This window comes from Saccharibacillus sacchari DSM 19268, assembly GCF_000585395.1.
GTDB classification, from domain to species: Bacteria; Bacillota; Bacilli; order Paenibacillales; family Paenibacillaceae; genus Saccharibacillus; species Saccharibacillus sacchari.
Genome location: NZ_KK073875.1, coordinates 1495537 through 1512250, shown reverse-complemented (window position 1 = coordinate 1512250; position 16714 = coordinate 1495537). Strand labels below are relative to the sequence as shown.

Annotated in this window: 14 protein-coding genes; 8 read left to right on the top strand and 6 right to left on the bottom strand. The window is 54.9% G+C overall.

The window, feature by feature from the left end; genetic code table 11:
• The first annotated feature begins 2 nt into the window (after positions 1-2).
• Positions 3-1934: a hypothetical protein gene (locus tag SACSAC_RS06515; RefSeq protein WP_037284763.1), complete on the top strand. Its 1932-nt coding sequence runs from the start codon at positions 3-5 to the stop codon at positions 1932-1934.
• 228 nt (positions 1935-2162) lie between these two features.
• On the opposite strand, the gene fucU is transcribed toward SACSAC_RS06515, so the two are convergent.
• The 4 genes from fucU to SACSAC_RS06495 all read right to left on the bottom strand — a co-directional run bounded on the left by fucU (position 2163) and on the right by SACSAC_RS06495 (position 7079).
• Positions 2163-2585: an L-fucose mutarotase gene (gene fucU, locus SACSAC_RS06510; RefSeq protein ID WP_037284760.1), complete on the bottom strand. Its 423-nt coding sequence runs from the start codon at positions 2583-2585 to the stop codon at positions 2163-2165.
• A 22-nt stretch (positions 2586-2607) separates the two neighbouring features.
• On the bottom strand, positions 2608-3285 hold the full coding sequence (locus SACSAC_RS06505) for a class II aldolase/adducin family protein (protein WP_037284757.1): 678 nt from the start codon (positions 3283-3285) through the stop codon (positions 2608-2610).
• 392 nt (positions 3286-3677) lie between these two features.
• A complete protein-coding gene (locus SACSAC_RS28370; protein WP_051506918.1) occupies positions 3678-5276 on the bottom strand; it encodes a rhamnulokinase in 1599 nt (532 codons plus the stop codon).
• Between the two features lie 24 nt (positions 5277-5300).
• On the bottom strand, positions 5301-7079 hold the full coding sequence (locus tag SACSAC_RS06495; RefSeq protein WP_037284754.1) for an L-fucose isomerase: 1779 nt from the start codon (positions 7077-7079) through the stop codon (positions 5301-5303).
• A gap of 328 nt (positions 7080-7407) precedes the next feature.
• On the opposite strand from SACSAC_RS06495, the gene SACSAC_RS06490 reads away from it, so the two are divergent.
• Positions 7408-8190 carry a DeoR/GlpR family DNA-binding transcription regulator gene (locus tag SACSAC_RS06490; protein WP_037284752.1) on the top strand — a complete coding sequence of 261 codons (783 nt, stop codon included), beginning with the start codon at positions 7408-7410 and terminating at the stop codon, positions 8188-8190.
• Between the two features lie 47 nt (positions 8191-8237).
• On the opposite strand, the gene SACSAC_RS06485 is transcribed toward SACSAC_RS06490, so the two are convergent.
• Positions 8238-8879: a DUF1129 family protein gene (locus SACSAC_RS06485; RefSeq protein ID WP_037284750.1), complete on the bottom strand. Its 642-nt coding sequence runs from the start codon at positions 8877-8879 to the stop codon at positions 8238-8240.
• A gap of 37 nt (positions 8880-8916) precedes the next feature.
• A complete protein-coding gene (locus tag SACSAC_RS06480; RefSeq protein ID WP_051506917.1) occupies positions 8917-9564 on the bottom strand; it encodes a YukJ family protein in 648 nt (215 codons plus the stop codon).
• Between the two features lie 216 nt (positions 9565-9780).
• Here SACSAC_RS06480 and SACSAC_RS06475 point away from each other — a divergent pair, with 216 nt between their 5' ends.
• The 6 genes from SACSAC_RS06475 to SACSAC_RS06450 all read left to right on the top strand — a co-directional run bounded on the left by SACSAC_RS06475 (position 9781) and on the right by SACSAC_RS06450 (position 16143).
• Positions 9781-10596 carry an alpha/beta hydrolase gene (locus SACSAC_RS06475; protein WP_037284747.1) on the top strand — a complete coding sequence of 272 codons (816 nt, stop codon included), beginning with the start codon at positions 9781-9783 and terminating at the stop codon, positions 10594-10596.
• Between the two features lie 467 nt (positions 10597-11063).
• A complete protein-coding gene (locus SACSAC_RS06470) occupies positions 11064-11678 on the top strand; it encodes a DUF47 domain-containing protein (RefSeq protein WP_037284745.1) in 615 nt (204 codons plus the stop codon).
• Positions 11679-11853: 175 nt separating this feature from the next.
• Positions 11854-12843, top strand: a complete 990-nt coding sequence (locus SACSAC_RS06465) for an inorganic phosphate transporter (protein ID WP_037292209.1) — start codon at positions 11854-11856, stop codon at positions 12841-12843.
• A gap of 117 nt (positions 12844-12960) precedes the next feature.
• Positions 12961-13686 carry a hypothetical protein gene (locus tag SACSAC_RS06460; RefSeq protein WP_051506916.1) on the top strand — a complete coding sequence of 242 codons (726 nt, stop codon included), beginning with the start codon at positions 12961-12963 and terminating at the stop codon, positions 13684-13686.
• A 68-nt stretch (positions 13687-13754) separates the two neighbouring features.
• Positions 13755-14681, top strand: coding sequence for a hypothetical protein (locus SACSAC_RS26865; protein WP_051506915.1), 927 nt, complete (start codon positions 13755-13757; stop codon positions 14679-14681).
• Positions 14682-14895: 214 nt separating this feature from the next.
• Complete coding sequence (locus tag SACSAC_RS06450; protein WP_037284742.1) at positions 14896-16143, top strand: AGE family epimerase/isomerase; 1248 nt, start codon at positions 14896-14898, stop codon at positions 16141-16143.
• Positions 16144-16714: the final 571 nt, after the last annotated feature.

Genomic DNA, 16714 nt, shown 5'->3' with positions numbered 1-16714 from the left:
GGATGGACAAACGAAGGCAAAAGACATGTCCGGAGAACCTGCTGCGTAAGCTGAACGATCTGGAGACGCCTGCGGACTTTGAACCAACCGGAACGGATCGAAGTATCTATCTCGACTTGATGGAGCATGCGTTGGACGGCTGGCGGTACGGGCAAACGGCAGGCGCGGACACGGAAAAGGACGGTCTTCAGGTTCGCTCCCGGGTATTGTCGTGCTTGGGCGGGCTGATCGCTGCGGGACGAAAACAGGGAGAGCTGGGTGCGTGGGAAGACCTGATGGACCGGACTTGCGAAGATCTGCCGAAACGCGGGGATAACGGACATGCCGGACCGGAAACCGACTTTGCCGTGAAGGAGCTGATGCTGGCGCTGCGTGCCGTGAAATCCTTCGTGCCGTGTAAAAAATACGAATGCTGGAAAAAGAAGCTTGGACAAATCGAGCCGGAACGCCATTACGCGTACGCGATTGGTCGCGTATCCGGCAAAGAAGCGCTGCATAATATCAACATTTATAATATGACGGGTGAATATTTGCGCGAAGCGGAAGGGTTGACCGATAGCGCCGATTATTTTGCCCGGCATTGGCCGGCGCAGCTGGAGCGTTTTGACGAGAACGGCATGTACCGGGACCCCGGCAGCCCGATGCTGTACGATCTGACGGTTCGGGCCCATGTCGGATTGCTGCTTGGATCGGGCTACGACGGAGAGTTCCGCGAAGCATTGGACCGGAATATCCGGCAGGGAGGGTTGATGTCGCTCTTTATGCAGTCGGCGGCAGGTCAGGTTCCGTACGGCGGGCGAAGCAGTCAGTTCAATTTCAACGAAGCGCTGCACGCGGCAGTTTGCGAATATGAAGCGGCGCGTTATGCCAAGCTGGGCAATTTCAAAGCAGCCGGAGCATTCAAACGCAGCGCCAAGCTGGCAGTTCGATCCGTTTTACGCTGGGTACGTCCCGAAGCGGGCAAACTTCCCCGGCATCTGAAAAACAACTACGATCCGCTGTCGGAATACGGCGCGGAGCCTTACGGGCATTACGCCAAATATATCGTCAGCCTTGGCAGTTTCGCCTACATGGCTTGGCTGGCTGCGGATGACGGGATCGAAGAAGCGATTTGCCCGGCGGAAGCCGGCGGATACGTTTTGCGAACGTCGGATTCTTTTCATGCCGTCTTCGCCAATGCGGCCGGCCGTTCGATCCAGATCGACCTTTGCGGCAGCGCCGGATACGATTCGACCGGGCTTGGGCGTTATCATCGAGCGGGATTGCCGACCGAGCTTGCGTTGTCGGCGCCTTTTGCTGCAAATGCCGCTTATCGGCTGCCGGGACAAGCGGATTCGTCGGATGCCTGCATCGGGCCGGGATGGAGGACGCCCGACGGCAAAATTGTTTTTTTGGCTGAACTGCGGGGCGACGGGCTGAAAAGCGAAGTCGAGGTCGACCGGGCAGAGACATCGGAGGTTGTGCTGCGGATCGGGTATTCGGGACCGGCGTTGACGCAAAAAGGGATCTTCGGGATCAAAGAGAAGTACACGCTCTCCAAGCGGGGGTTGGAGATTGCGTGCCGGATCGTGCCGATCGGCGGCGGGGCAAAGCCGGAAGCGTATTATCGGGTTCCGTTATTGGTCGAGAACGGAGGGGAGTATACGGTTTTCGAGGTCGCTGCGCCGAAGACGGGTGAAGAGGAGCCGGAACGGCAAAAGGCGCGGGAGAGAGCATGGGAGAAAAAACGGGAGAAAGATTATACTCTGGCGCGGCTTGCCGACGTCCGTCTCGGTAAGAACGTCTACCGCGTGAGCGCGAACGCGATTCCGGTCGGACAATCCGAAGGCGCGAACCGAAACGGCGTGTATACGTTGGTCACGCTGCGAGCGGCCGGAGAGGAGCTAGCGCTGAAGCTGGATATGGATACGTTCGGAGCGAAGCAGGAAGCGTGAAAAGCGGTAGAAGGTAGCGAAATAAAGCCGAACCCTGTCTCGTCTCAGGGACGAATCGGGGTTCGGCAATGACAAACGTATCGGAGCCGGATCGAAGAACGGATCAACGTGCAGTCGAACAAGCAGGGGGTTACGTTCAGCTGGAACGAATAGGGTTCTAGTACGCTTCAGTTGAACGTAACCCTACCGCTAGCGTGGACAGAGTACGAATCTTTTGACCGCTTTTAATCAGAGCACGCCTTTTTTCAAAATAATATTTCCGTACAGCGCCTCTTCGCCGGTCATCACGACGGCGTAGGCGCTTTTGGCGCGTTCGTAAAAAGCGAAGCGTTCTTCGAACGCCAGCGTAGCCGAGGCGTCATGGCGGGCGACGATCTCGCGGTACGTGTCCCAGACCGTAGGCACGACCGGATCGCCGGGCACGACGCTCATCAGCGCGGCCTGATGTTCCGCGTACGGGTCGAGCGGCAGCAGTTCCAGGATCGCGTCCAGCAGCGGCGGGATGCCGAGCCCGTCGCAGCGGATCACGTTAGAATGCAGCGAGTGGCCGGGGAAATTGGCGTCTGCCAGAACGATCTCATCGCCGTGACCCATTTTCATCAAAGCATGTACCAGGTCGGGAGAGAGGATTTTGGGAATCTTTTTTAGCATATCGGCATCTTCTCCTTCAGTCCTAAAATCCGTAAAACGAGCGCAGCGCGACCAGCTCGTCGATTCGGTGCTTGGGCAGCTCGCGTTCGCCGTCGATCATGCGCGTCAGGAAGGTTAGCTTGGCGGTGTATTCGAGGCGCTCCATGTTCATGTAGGCGTCCATCACGCTTTTGCCCCAGGTCAGAGCGCCGTGGCTTTCGAGCAGAACGGCTGTTTTTTTGCCGAGAAAAGGCATGATCGAATCGGGAATTTCTTCCGTCGACGGGGTTCCGTATACGGCGAGCGGAATATCGCCCATCGCGATAACGGATTCCGGCATCATCATTTTGTCGAGCGCTTCGCCTTTGATCGCGAAAGCGGTGGCGTAAGGCGGATGAGCATGCACGACGCCTTTCATTTCCGGCAGTTCGCGGTAGACGCGCAGATGCATTTTGACTTCGGTGGACGGGCGGTAGCCTTCAGCGGATTCAACAGTCTCGCCGTCCAGATTGACCTTCACCAGCATATGCGGCTCCAGATAGCCTTTGCTGACGCCGGTCGGGGAAGCCAAAATTTCGCTATCGGACAGGCGGGCGGAAATATTGCCGTCATTGGCGGCGATAAAGTCTTTGTTAAACAGATTGCGGCCGATATCGCAAATTTGCAGGCGCAGCAGGCGCTCGCGTTCGGCGGGGTCGACGACGGTATAAGGATCGGTCATGGGTGGATTCTCCTTTTCGATTGAATCAGGTCGGATCGAGCAGAGTAGATCATAGCAGAAGTTGAAAATCTGCTCATTTCGTCAACATTTTGCGCGAAAAAAGACTGAAAATCGCAAAATGTGAGCGTTTGGTCAACAATTTCAGCGGGGAATTCGAATAAACGTCCGAAATGAACGAAATTGTTGACGTTACGTCAGAAATTTGTTGTGAAAGCCATGATTTGAGCAAAAATGTGTGCGTATGGTCAACATTTGTTGCAGAATTTTGCTTTGCGCGTCAGGATACGACCAGAATTGGACGATTGACGATGGACAATGAATGATTGACAGGTTCGGGGTCGCAGCACCTGTAGCACCGTTAAAGGCCTGGTTTTTCACTCGGGCACTCGTTTTCAGTTCGTGCGCGCGTGCGGTTCGAAGCGTTGTAGCGTGAACGAACGCTCGATAATTTCTGCCCGCTTATTGAAATCCAGCTCGCCCAATGCGGCGAGTTGGATCAGCGCGCTGCCTGCCGCGCTGGCTTCTACAGGGCCGGCGATGACGACGCGGCCGATACGCTCCGCCGTCAGGCGGCAGAGCAGCGCGTTGCGGCTGCCGCCTCCGACGAGATGGACCGCGGCGATCGCGCGGCCGGAGACGACTTCCAGTTCGTCGATCGCTTGGCCGTAAGCGTCGGCCAGGCTTTCCAGCACGAGGCGCGCGATCTCGCCGGGACTGCCGGGAACCGGCTGCCCGGTATCCCGGCAGTACTGCCGGACCCGCTCCGGCATGTCGCCCGGAGCGGCAAAGCGCGGATCGTTCGGATCGATCCGCGAATCCGTAGGCCCTGCGGATTCCGCCAGCGACACGAGGTCCGCGTGGCTGAAGTTCCCGCCTGCGGCGTTCCAATGCCTGCGGCATTCCTGAAGCAGCCACAGGCCGGTGATGTTTTTGAGCAGGCGGTTGCCGCCGCCGTAACAAGCTTCGTTCGTAAAGCCGCGCTCGAACGCGGCTTGCGTCAACACCGGACGCGGCGTTTCGATACCCGCGATCGACCAGGTGCCGCAGCTAATAAAAGCGGCGCTTTCAGCAGAATCGTTTAAATAAACAGCGGGTTCGTCGTACTCGCGAGGGCTGTCTGCCGACGCGGCTATATCCGCCTTTTTCGACTCCCCCTGTTTGGACGGCTGATCCTTTTCCATCCCCGTAAAAGCACTGTCTCGGTAAGGAACTGCCGCCACCGCCGAAGCGGTATCGTGTGAAGCCCCGGCGATGACTTGCATCGGTCCGCAGCGCAGCTCGGCTTGCAGATCCGGGCGCAGCTCGCCGAGTACGGTTCCGGCGGGGACGATCGGGGCGATCAGCTCCGACGGAATATTCAGCTTCTCCAATACGACAGCGTCCGCTTCATTCCCACCCGCCGCCAATAGCCCGCTGGTACTCCAAATCGTTCGTTCCGAGACTTTCACCCCGGACAGTTCATAATGGAACAAGTCCGGCATCATTAGAATGCCTGACGCACGCTCGCGCAACTCCGGCGTTTCTTGCAGATCGGCAAACCATTGATAAACCGTATTGATCGTATCCGGTTGGTTACCCGTCCGTTGGAATTGCTCGCTCGGCGGAAGTCGGCGTTCTAGCGCTGCGGCATGCTTGTTCATTCGGGTATCCCGGTAATGATGCGCTTTGCGCAGCAGCTTGCCGTCGTGCCCGATCCATCCGTAATCGACGCCCCACGTATCGACGCTGATGCCGAGGAGTGGATGATTCTCGGCGGCTGCGAGTCGAATTCCTGTTTTGATCTCTTTTAACAACCCTTCGACATCCCAATACAAGCCACCCTGTTCCTCGATCGGCACATTGTCGAAGCGGTGCGCCTCGCGCAGCTCCAACCGGACGCCGTCGAAGCTTGCGAGCATGACCCGACCCGAGCTTGCGCCCAGATCGACGGCCAGTACTCTTTTAATAGAAGAGTTTTCCGATTCCGCATGTGTGTGATTGCGTTTATCCATAGGACGCTACCCGCTAAAGAGGATTCAATACAGCGGGCCGAAGTTCCGGCACGCCGCGTAATCCGCCGCTTCCAGATTATCCGTGCCGAACAGCGACCAGACGCGCGGCCGGAAGACGTCTTTTTCCTCCACGTTGTGCATGCTGACCGGAATCCGCAAGATGGACGCGAGCGTGATCAGATCGGCGCCGATATGTCCGTAGCTGATCGCGCCGTGGTTGGCTCCCCAATTGTTCATCACGTCGTAAACGCTGGCGAAAGCGCCTTTTCCGGTCAGCTTCGGCGCAAACCAGGTAGTCGGCCACGTCGGATCGGTCCGTTCGTCGAGCGTGCGATGCACCTCTTCCGGCAGGTCGACCGTGTAGCCTTCCGCTAGCTGAAGCACCGGGCCGAGACCTTTGACCAGATTCAGGCGAGCCATCGTGACGGGCATGCCGCCGCGCGTCAGGTAGTCCGTCGAAAAGCCTCCGCCGCGGAAATACTCCTGCGAAGCCGGGCGGAACAACGTTTTTTCCAGCGTGCGCGCCACTTCTTCGTCCGTCACATCCCAGAACGGCTTGATCGCGGGCTGGCCGTCGATCTGCTGCTCGCCCGTTCCGTCCAGCGCCGCCGAACCGGAGTTGATCAGATGCAGCAGGCCGCCTTCCGCCGCGCCGTCCAGCTTGTGTCCCGTGACGCGTTCGACCGCCGACGGACTCCAGAACGTGCGCACGTCGGCGAAAATCTGCGCCGTGCCGGTCAGCAGATGGTTGAATAGCATCACGACGCCGTTGAGGCTGTCGTTTTCGGTCGCTACGATATATGGCGCGCGGCGTCCGTTCCAGTCGAACGAGGAATTGAGGATCGTTTCCATAAAGTCGCCGTTCGGGAAATGGTCCGTCCACTGCCGTTGCCCCTGGAAGCCGCCCGCAATCGCGAAGTGACCGTTGGACTCTTCTTCGAAGCCCAGTTCTTTGAGCCGGGGATTGCCGACCATGAGGTCGCGGGCGATCAGCGTCATTTTGACGACGAATTCCCACTGTTTAGCCTGTTCTTCTTCGCTAATGACCAGATGTTCCGGGTTGTTGTTCGGGCCGAGCTTGCAGTTTGCTTGGGTCCACGCCAACGCTTTTTCATATTCGTCTTGATCGTAAATGCCTTCCTCGATCCGGCGGATAAACTCCGACATATCGACGTATTCGTTGCGCATGCCGAGGTAATGTTGGAACAGCGTCTCGTCCACGATCGAACCCGCGATGCCCATCGAGACGGAGCCCATGGACAGATAAGCCTTGCCCCGGATCAGCGCGGCGGCGAGAGCGGACTTGGCGAAACGCAGCAGCTTGGTCTGCACGTCCGCCGGAATCTCTTCGCTGCCCGAATCCTGCACGTCTTCGCCGTAGATGCCGAATGCCGGGATGCCTTTTTGCGCGTAAGCCGACAGTACCGCCGCCAGGTACACCGCGCCCGGGCGCTCCGTGCCGTTGAAGCCCCAGACCGCGTGCGGGATCGAAGCGTCCATGTCCATCGTCTCCGATCCGTAACACCAGCACGGCGTCACGGTGATGGACACGCCTACGTTTTCGCGTTTGAACTTGGCCGCTGCCGCCGAAGCTTCCGCCACGCCGCCGATCGTGCTGTCCGCGATGACGCATTCTACGGGCGAACCATCGGGATAACGCAGATTTTCCTGTAAAAATGCAGCGGTTCGCTGCGCCATGCCCATCGTTTGCTCTTCCAATGATTCGCGTACGCCTCTGCGTCTTCCGTCAATGGTCGGGCGAATTCCGATCTTGGGATATTGCTTGATCACGGTGGATGACATGATGTTCCTCCTCGGGATTTGGATGAAAAACTGCTGAACTTCATATTTTCGATAGAAGTATACGCTTACAAAAAATCGAGCACGGCAACAACAAATGACTGAAGCAGAAGGCCGCGTGACAGTGGAGTGGTATGCGCAGGCCGTTACTGTTTTTATTTTCCTCTTCATCTTAAAAGCACGCAATATCAAAGTCAACAAATAAACCACATATAATCTTGTTTATTTTGTGGTTTTGTTGATTTTTATTCTTTTTAATGGTGAAATAATTGTGGTTTCTTGGTTTTCGTGATACGGTAAAACCACTTATTTCTTGGGGAGCGGATGCAAAATGAAAGCGGAGCAGCGGCGGGAATGGATCATCAATGAATTGTATCGGAATAAAAAGGTGCAGGTATCGGCGCTGGCGCTGGAGTTCGGCGTATCCGAGGAGACGGTGCGGCGCGATCTGGATAAGTTAGAAAAAGAAGGCGTGGCGCAGAAAAATTACGGCGGCGCGGTGCTGAGTGCTCCGACCAACCGCGATCCTTCCTATGCGAGTCGGCATGACCTCAATCTGGAAGCCAAACGGATCATCGCCGGATATGCGCTCGACTTGATCCATGACGGAGACAGCATCATGGCGGATACGAGTTCGACAGCTTTCGAGACGCTGCGGATGTTGGCCGAACGGCGGGAGAACCTGACGCTGATTACGAACTCGCTCGTCGCCTTGTCCGCGTTCCAGCAATCCGGCCATCGATTGATCGGTACGGGAGGGACCTTGGGGGCGTCGACCAGCTCTTTTGTAGGTCCGGACGCTTCGCGTACGATTGAACGGTATAACGCCGACGTGGCTCTGCTCGGGTGCAAAGCGTTGTCCATGAACGGAGGCATCTGCGATTCGAACGAAGCGGAGAGCGAATTGAAGCTGTTGATGCGCCGTCAGGCGAATAAGACCATTTTGCTTGCGGACCATTCGAAGTTCGATCGGTTGGCTTTTATCCGGTTGTTCGACTTCGGCGAGATTGATTTTGTGGTGACGGATCGACAGCCTGCGGAGGAATGGGTGGAATTTTTGCGCAGGCGGGGGGTGACGTTAGTGTGCGGGAACGAAGTTTTGGAAAACGAATAACAAAAAAAGCGCGCCGGAATATTCCGAACGCGCTTTTTCCATATCGATCATCTTCTCCGCAACAACACGAACTGTCCGGCAAATCCAACCAGCGCAATCGCAAGGCTCAGCCAGTACGGAACCGTAACGACCGGCAGCACGCGCTGTAGCAGCAGCCCGACAACGCCAATTGCAATCAGCACCGCAAGCGAAGCTCCGATGCCGCGCAGATTGAATTTCGGCGGCGCCGGAACGCCTTCTTCCGGATCGCGCCGGGTGAGCCGCATCAACACTTCGACCAAGGCGATCGCTCCCAGTACGACGATCAGCAGCATGCCCAGGCTTACGGTCTCGGCATCCTCCATGAACAAAGCGAACAGGCCGAGGATCAAAAACGTCCAGCTTAACGCGACCCAGGGGGCCAGCACATAGAGGCGGACGGTTTGCGCGGCTTTGCGCTGCGGCAGTCCTTCGATCGCGGCTTCCGCAAAAGCGATCGGATTCTCCCCGAACAATTTAACCGCCGTTTGCCCCCGCTGCTGCGCCGTTAGCAGTTCTTGTCCGCGCGCAAGCAGCCACTCCTCGCCGCTGTCCTCCTGAACCCGGCTTGACCGGATATGAACAATCACTTCATCGAAGTAGTTCGCGTTTTTCTTGCTCAATTGATCGCGGATCGAGTTGATCTCGCGGATTTTTTTTCTGACGCTCAAATTTAACATCCCCTTATTTCTGCAAAAGTAACAATCCTCAATTTAGATCGTGTCCTTGTTCGTCCGTCTCCCATGATTGGGACTGAAAGGCGAGAAACAGCCCGATCCAATGATCTTCCTCGGCAAAATGCACCAGAATCGCTCCGTCCCGAAATATGCCGTTGTCGCCGTGAAAAGGACGGGCATTGCCCTGGTTCATATGAATATTGTGCAGACCGCGACCCGGCCGGAAGCCGAAGTAGTAGTCAGGCGTTCCGGCCTCGGGGCCCCAAGCATCTCCGAATACATACAGATCTCCATTGGCAAGAACCGCAGTATCGACGAGAGCCACGATTTTTTCGTTCAAATCATTATCCGGTCCGGGCAGGCTCGCGGGTAGCGGAACCAGATCTTCTTGGCGGAACAGCGGACGGCGGATGAAATCCAGCCCGCTCACCGGAAGAGGATGTTCGATCGGGGTAAATCCGCCGGGCAATGCCTTCAAAGCTTCGTTCTCTTCAGGCGCACAAGGGCCGATCCAGTAGAGCAGCTCGGACGGATAGGATTTGGACTTGATATTGATCGACGCCCGGTAGCGGGTTCCGCGATCGTCTTGCAAGCAGATATGAAAATGCGGCTGGTTGCCGAACCCGTGAATCGAACGAATCGCCCGGGCCTTCAGCACGCCGTAACGGTAATGGCTCAATAGCGGTTCCTCCCAAGCAAGCATGCTTTTCAAGGTGTATGCGTACTCACTCTAGCATAGCGTAATCCTGAAAGACGGTCTACGGGCGACGGAACATCTGAATCTTTTAATAAAACCATGTGATAAACTCGGAATTGACAAAAGAACCTTGCACGCGTAAGATAAGAATAATTCATACTAATTAACTAGGGATTAAAAACTAGGGAGGCTGCTGCTATGGAACGCCAGATTCTGATCCGCCACGACAAACACGATTTGACCGCTACGATTCACTACCCGACATCCGAAAGCCCGGAGGGACGTCTTCCGTTAACGGTCATTTGCCACGGATTTGTGGGGAGTCGGATCGGTGTAGATCGGCTGTTCGTCACGACGGCTCGCGAGCTGGCTGCCGAAGGGCAACTGGTTGTCCGTTTCGACTATATCGGGTGCGGAGAAAGTGATGGCGTTTACGGCGAAGAAGGTATAGAGTCGATGATTCTTCAGACGCGCACGGTGCTCGATTACGCGATGACCTGCGCCGACATTGATCCCAGCCGCGTGACGCTGATCGGACACAGTCTTGGCGGAGCGGTCGCGCTGTTGACTGCTGTGCGGGATCGCCGGGTGAAAAGTCTGGCATTGTGGTCGGCGGTGGGCTATCCCTTCAATGATATCGTGAAAATTACGGGACGTGAGCGTTACGACGAATCGGTTCGCACCGGCAGCGCCGATTTCCTGGGTTACTCGTTCACGCCGGTATTCTTCGAATCGCTCGGTGCGTTCCAGCCGTTCCAGGAAGCCGGGAAATTCTACGGCGATGTGTTGGTCGTGCACGGAACGTCGGATGACGTCATTCCGGTCGATTACGCTTTCCTCTATCAAAAGCTGTTCTGGACGCGCGAAGATTCCCGTTGCGACAAGGAGATCATTTTCCAGGCCGACCATACGTATTCATCCGGCCCGCACCGTCGCCAACTGCTCGATATTACGAAGCGCTGGCTTCAGGATCGGCATAAGAGCGAGATCGATTGGCAGCACTGGACGATTTAACGTATCGTGCAGAATTGCCAAGGCTATTGGCAGCACTGGACGATCTAATACGGACGGTTTCGTTTTTGAAAACGTGATCCGTGATGCAATCAATTTGCAAGGCAAGGGTCTAGTAGATGCTCTTGCTGCTTGATTTTCACCGCTTACAATTGACCGGTAGCTTTGGAGCTTCCGGTTTTTTTGTTGTTTTTCTTTTCAAGTGCGTTGTCTTTTTAAGGTTCATTTCATGAACGGACTGTAAAGTGAAATCAGGACTTGAAGAGTTCCGGAACTCAAAAATAAGACCGAACAGCAGCATGAACGCGATTTTTGTTAAAAATAGTCGATATTCATGTAAAAACAGTGTGAAAATCGGCATAAGTTTTCTTTAATCCCTTACATCGTTGTGATAAAATGATGGAGGTCGTAGAAGCGACTTCAAAGCCTTGCCCGTTTTTGGTTTTGAAAATTTGAAAAGGGGTTTTAAAATGCGTGCAAAAAAGAAGGATATTTTCTTTCAAACACTCGAAGACATGGCGGACACGATCGTACAAGCCGCGGACTACTTTTCCAAGCATGTAGCGGATCTGAAGGACGTTAATGTCTTTGTCAAAGATATGAAAGATTATGAATCCAAATGTGACGGATTTACGCATACCATCATTACCGAGCTTAATAAGACGTTCATCACCCCGCTTGAGCGAGACGACATCCTGAAGCTGGCAACCACGCTTGACGATGTATTGGACGGACTGGAAGCGACAGCTTCGCGTTTCTACATGTACAACCTGGGCCAGCCGGACCAATATATGATTCAGTTCGGCGAGATTCTGCGCGAGTCGGCTTACGAAATTCAGAAGGCGATTCATCTGTTGTCGCAGAAGAAATTGCTGGCGATTCGCGAGTACACGATCCGCCTGAACGATCTGGAGAACCAAGGCGATCAGCTGCTGCGTACCTGTATCACGGAACTTTTTGCGACGGTAAGCGACCCGATCGAATTGATCAAACGCAAAGAAATTTACGAGCGTCTCGAGACGACGACCGACAACTGCGAAGATGTTGCCGATATTCTGGAAACCATCATTATGAGCAACTCCTAAGCGGAGCCTGCCATTTTAGGGCTAAAGGAGGTCAAGACCGCTTTTTCCGGAATTCGGCTTTCGCGCGGGGGCATTGTCCATCGATCGGCAGCAATTTCGTAAAAGGACAGCGGCACGGCATTTGCAAAGACTGCGGATGCAGCGAAGCCGTCTTTCTTCGTGCGGTCAAAATACTATGGAAACAACTTTTATCGTCCTTGCGGTGGTCGTTTTTCTTGCACTCGCATTCGACTTCATTAACGGATTTCACGATACGGCCAATGCGATCGCGATGTCCGTATCCACTCGCGCACTGAAACCCCGTACCGCCATTTTGATGGCGGCCATCATGAACTTCCTCGGGGCGATCACCTTCACCGGCGTCGCCAAAACGATCGGGGGAAGCATCGCGGACCCCACCAAGCTGGATAACGGGATCGAGATCGTGATCGCTACGCTGATCGCGGCCATTATCTGGAACCTGGCGACCTGGTGGTTCGGCATTCCGTCTTCGTCTTCACATGCCATGATCGGTGCGCTTGCCGGTGCCGTCTTCGTCGGGGCAGGCGCGGACAGTGTGAATTGGGAAGGGTTCCTCGAAATCGTCGAAGCCTTGATATTCTCGCCGTTGATCGCGTTCGTCGTCGGCTACATCATTATGATGGTGCTCAAATGGACGCTCGGCCGACGCAGCCCGCATACGGTGAACAAGGGCTTCCGCTCGATGCAGATTTTGACGGCGGCGCTTCAATCGTTCGCGCACGGCACGAACGATGCGCAAAAAGCGATGGGCATCATGACTTTTGCGCTGATTTCGGCCGACCAGTGGAGTTCGCTTGAGCCTCCGCTGTGGGTCAAACTCGCTGCCGCTACGGCGATGGCGCTCGGGACTTCGGTAGGCGGATGGAAAATCATCAAGACGCTCGGTACGAAAATTTTCAAAATCGAGCCGATGAACGGTTTTGCGGCCGACGTGTCTTCCGCTTCCGTTATCTTCACGGCAACATTGCTGCATTTGCCGATCAGTACGACGCACGCGGCAACTTCCTCGATCCTCGGAGTAGGCGCGGCTAAGCGCTTCCGTGCCGTGAAATGGGGAATGGCCGGCCGAATCGTCGTAGCTTGGTTTATTACGATTCCGATCGTTGCGGTGATGTCGGGATTGATCTTCAAATTGTTGTTCTAGTAGCTTGTCTCATAAAGTTAAAGCCTGCCGGATGCTCCGGCGGGCTTTTTTTCTTTTCGCCGTAAAACTGTAACATCTGTTTGCCAAGGCTCGTCTAAAAGAGTGGAGGTGTTGAACATGAACAAACCTGCCCAAATGACGAGTCTGGCCTCCGCGCTGCTGTTCACGATCGCGTTGACAGCCTGCGGACAAGCGAACGCCCCGACTTCCGGACAAACGGGGGAACCGACAAATACGACTCAGCAACCCAACGTTGAGACGACGCCGGATAACACGATCGAGCCTGCCGAATCGGACACGCCGGATGAAGAAGTGGTTCCGGAAACTGGCGAAGATCACGAGCAAGCCGAGGCTTCTGCTCGCCCGGCAACCGAAACGTTTGAGATGATGAGCGAAGGGATGCCCGATAAACGCACGGCCGAACTTCAGCAAGGCGACGGATATTCGCTCTACGCATTCGATGCGTATACGTTCGATGCTGGCGAAAATAAACTATATCTGACCGCTTATCCACAGTATTACGCGGAGATCGAAAAGCTGCCGTCGGATTTTAATCTGGACGAGCTGAGAGTCGAAGGGACGAATGAACTTCAGGAATACGGCGAAGTTCAGGAGTACGCGGACGATCAATTGGCTGAAGGCCCGATGTACGGCGCCCGTCTGCTGCTTCAGGTATCGGGCGAGGACGGACTGCACGATTACGTCGTCTGGGAACCGGAAGGAGAAAACGGTTATATTTTCCGCGTGCATGCCCCGAGCGGCGAAGCTTCCGAGACCTTTTTGACACCGGCGCTTACCTCGTTGTCGTCCATTCAAGCAGATACCGTCATGTCGGAAAACTGAGGCGGACAAACGTTGATGAAGTGCTGCGCTTCGAATATGGGGTATATAAAAAGTTGGAGGTGTCAACCATGAACAAACCCGTTAAAATGATGAGCTTGGCCTCCGCGCTGCTGTTGACGATCGCGCTGACAGCCTGCGGACAAGCGAATGCGCCGGCTCCCGAACCGGGCGAGACGGCCGCGACCCAAGAACCGCCTGCCGAAACGACGCCGGATGAGACGACAGAGCCTGCCGAGCCGGACACACCGGATGAAGAAATCATTTCGGCAACCGGCGAATATAACGGACAAGGCGATACGCACACGATTGAAGTCAACATGGACGGAACCCCGACTTCTTTCCAATTGGCGGAAGGCGTGTCCTCCCAACTTGAAGGTCTGAACGAAGGGGATACGATCTCGTTTGACTATGTGGAACGTGCGATCGAAGGCAGCGATGTGCCGCAGCTTGAGATTCAGTCCTTGGAAAAGGCAGCGACATCGGGAGCAGACGGAGGCGCATCCGGCGATGGGGACACAGCTTCCTCGGACCGCCCGGCTACGGAAACCTTTACGGTCGGAGACGGGGAGCCGCAGACACTCACCGGAGAGTTGCAGACCGGAGACGGCTATTCGTTGTATGTGCTGGATGGCTACACGTTGGATGCCGCGACCGGGCGTATGACGTTAACCGAAAATCCGGATTATTATGCGGAGATCGAGAAACTTCCTGCCGACTTCAACCTGGATGAACTCCGCACCGAAGGCACGGCCAAGCTTGAACAGGCCGGCGGAACCGTGGAAGAATACGGCAGCGATACGCTGGTCGAAAGCCCGATGATGAACGCTTCGTTGTTCCTGCAAGGCAGCAGCGCGGAGGAAGTTCAGGATTATATCGTGTGGGAAGCGCAAGACGGCAGTGCTTATACCTTCCACTTGGTGATTCCCGAAAATGAAGAAGGGTCATCGTTCTATATGGAAGCGACAGCTTCGTTGGCTACGATCTTGGGACAATAAATAAAGGATGCCGATTTCCATCTAAACGATGGAGATCGGTTTTTTTGATCATAGACTAACGAATTTTCTATGTATCCGTTATCAAAATCTTGTATAGGGATAGGAAAGTAGCATTTATCCTTGAATCCGTTTGCAAAAAGGGTTATAACAATATCATATTATTTATTATATTTTTGCTAACTAAAACATAACAAAAATTGAACGGAGGATTTGAATGACGCTTGCTCGTTTGGATCGGGAGTGGAAGGCACAGCTGGAAGAGGAACTGCGAGACAATATCCTGGCCTTTTGGCTGAAAAACGCGCCTTCGCCGGGAGATAACGGATTTGTCGGCGAGATTGGGGCGGACTTGAGCGTGCATGCCGAAGCGGATCGCAGCTTGGTGCTGAACGCGCGTATTTTGTGGACATTTGCCGCAGCGTATCGCAGATACAAAACGGCTGCGTATCTGGATATGGCGGCGCGTGCTTATCGGTATTTGCGGTCGAACTTCGAGGATCTTGAGCACGGCGGTTATTATTGGATGCTGTCGGCGGACGGGAAACCGTCGGAAGAGAAAAAGCAGGTATACGGGCAGTCTTTCGTCATCTACGCGCTGAGCGAATATGCGATGGCTTTGGAAGCGGCGGGCGAACCGGAAGACGGACTGCGCGCGGAGCTTCTGGAGGAATGTCGTCGCATCTTCGGATTGTTGGAAAAATACAGCCGTGATCCGCAGTATGACGGGTATATCGAAGCGCATGCGCGGGATTGGTCGGAAACGGGCGATTTGAGCTTGAGCGGCAAAGATCTGAACGAGAAAAAGTCGATGAATACGCATCTGCATGTGCTGGAAGGGTATACGAATCTGTATCGCGTCTGGCCGTCGGACGAGCTGAAAGCCGCGCTGAACGATCTGCTCGAAGTCACGTTGAAGCATATCGTCGATTCGCAAACCGGGCATTTCCTGCTGTTCTTCGACGATGCCTGGGACAGCAAATCGGATCATGTCTCGTACGGGCATGACATCGAAGGCAGCTGGCTGTTGTATGAGGCGGCGGAGGTGCTGGGCGACGAAGCGTTGACGAAGCGGGTGCACGGCGTGGCTTTGCAAATGGCGCGTGCGGTGTTGGAGCGCGGCGTCGATCAGGACGGCGGGCTGTGGAACGAAGCGGAAGGCGGGGCGCTGGTCGACGACGCGAAGGACTGGTGGCCGCAGGCGGAAGCGATGGTCGGGTTCTATAACGCGTACCAGTTGAGCGGGGAAGAGAAATACCGCGAAGCGGCAGGACGTTCGTGGGACTTTATCCGCAACCATATCGTGGATCGGGAAAACGGGGAATGGTATTGGAGCGTGTCGAACGATCGGGTACCGAACGTGGAGAATCCGAAGCTCGGGGCTTGGAAATGTCCGTATCATAATAGTCGGGCTTGTTTGGAGATGTTGGTGAGGTTGGAGAAAGGGGAAAACCCTGTTCGGTAGGAAGCGGGGGCGCTCCGGGCTGCGGGGAAAATTTGCTCAAGACGCTGTCTCACTCGGAAAATGGATGGGATTTAACTAAGGAATTTTCCGAGTTCAAAGGCCAACATTTTCACTTATGTTACCGCAGGTTTTCTTCGAAATCCTGTATTTCGCTAAATTTTCCCCTCCGCCCTACGCTCGACGCTTTGCGCGAACGGATTTTCTTTGGGAAAGGTAGGAAGAGAAAGGGCAAGGATAGAAAAAGGCTGTCCCAAAGTGATTTTTGGGACAGCTTTTTTTGAATGGATAGGGGTGCTTATGAAATGGCACAATAGATCGTTAAAACCTCTAACGGAACCAGCGGACGATTAGAAGGCCAAATTGCGCGTTTGAGATTTTTAACGGAGCGAGGTGACGTTTAGAGACGAAAAAGCGGGAATTTTAAGTCTTTGGGCCGCTTTTTTTCGTCTAAGCGCCTCTCTGTTCCGTTAAAAATCAAAACACCTTCGAAAAGCGCGGCTAAAGGATATGCGTTCCGTTAGAGTCTCGTTTCCGGCCAGGTTTGAAGGCGCGCACGGTTCAAGCGGGTTTG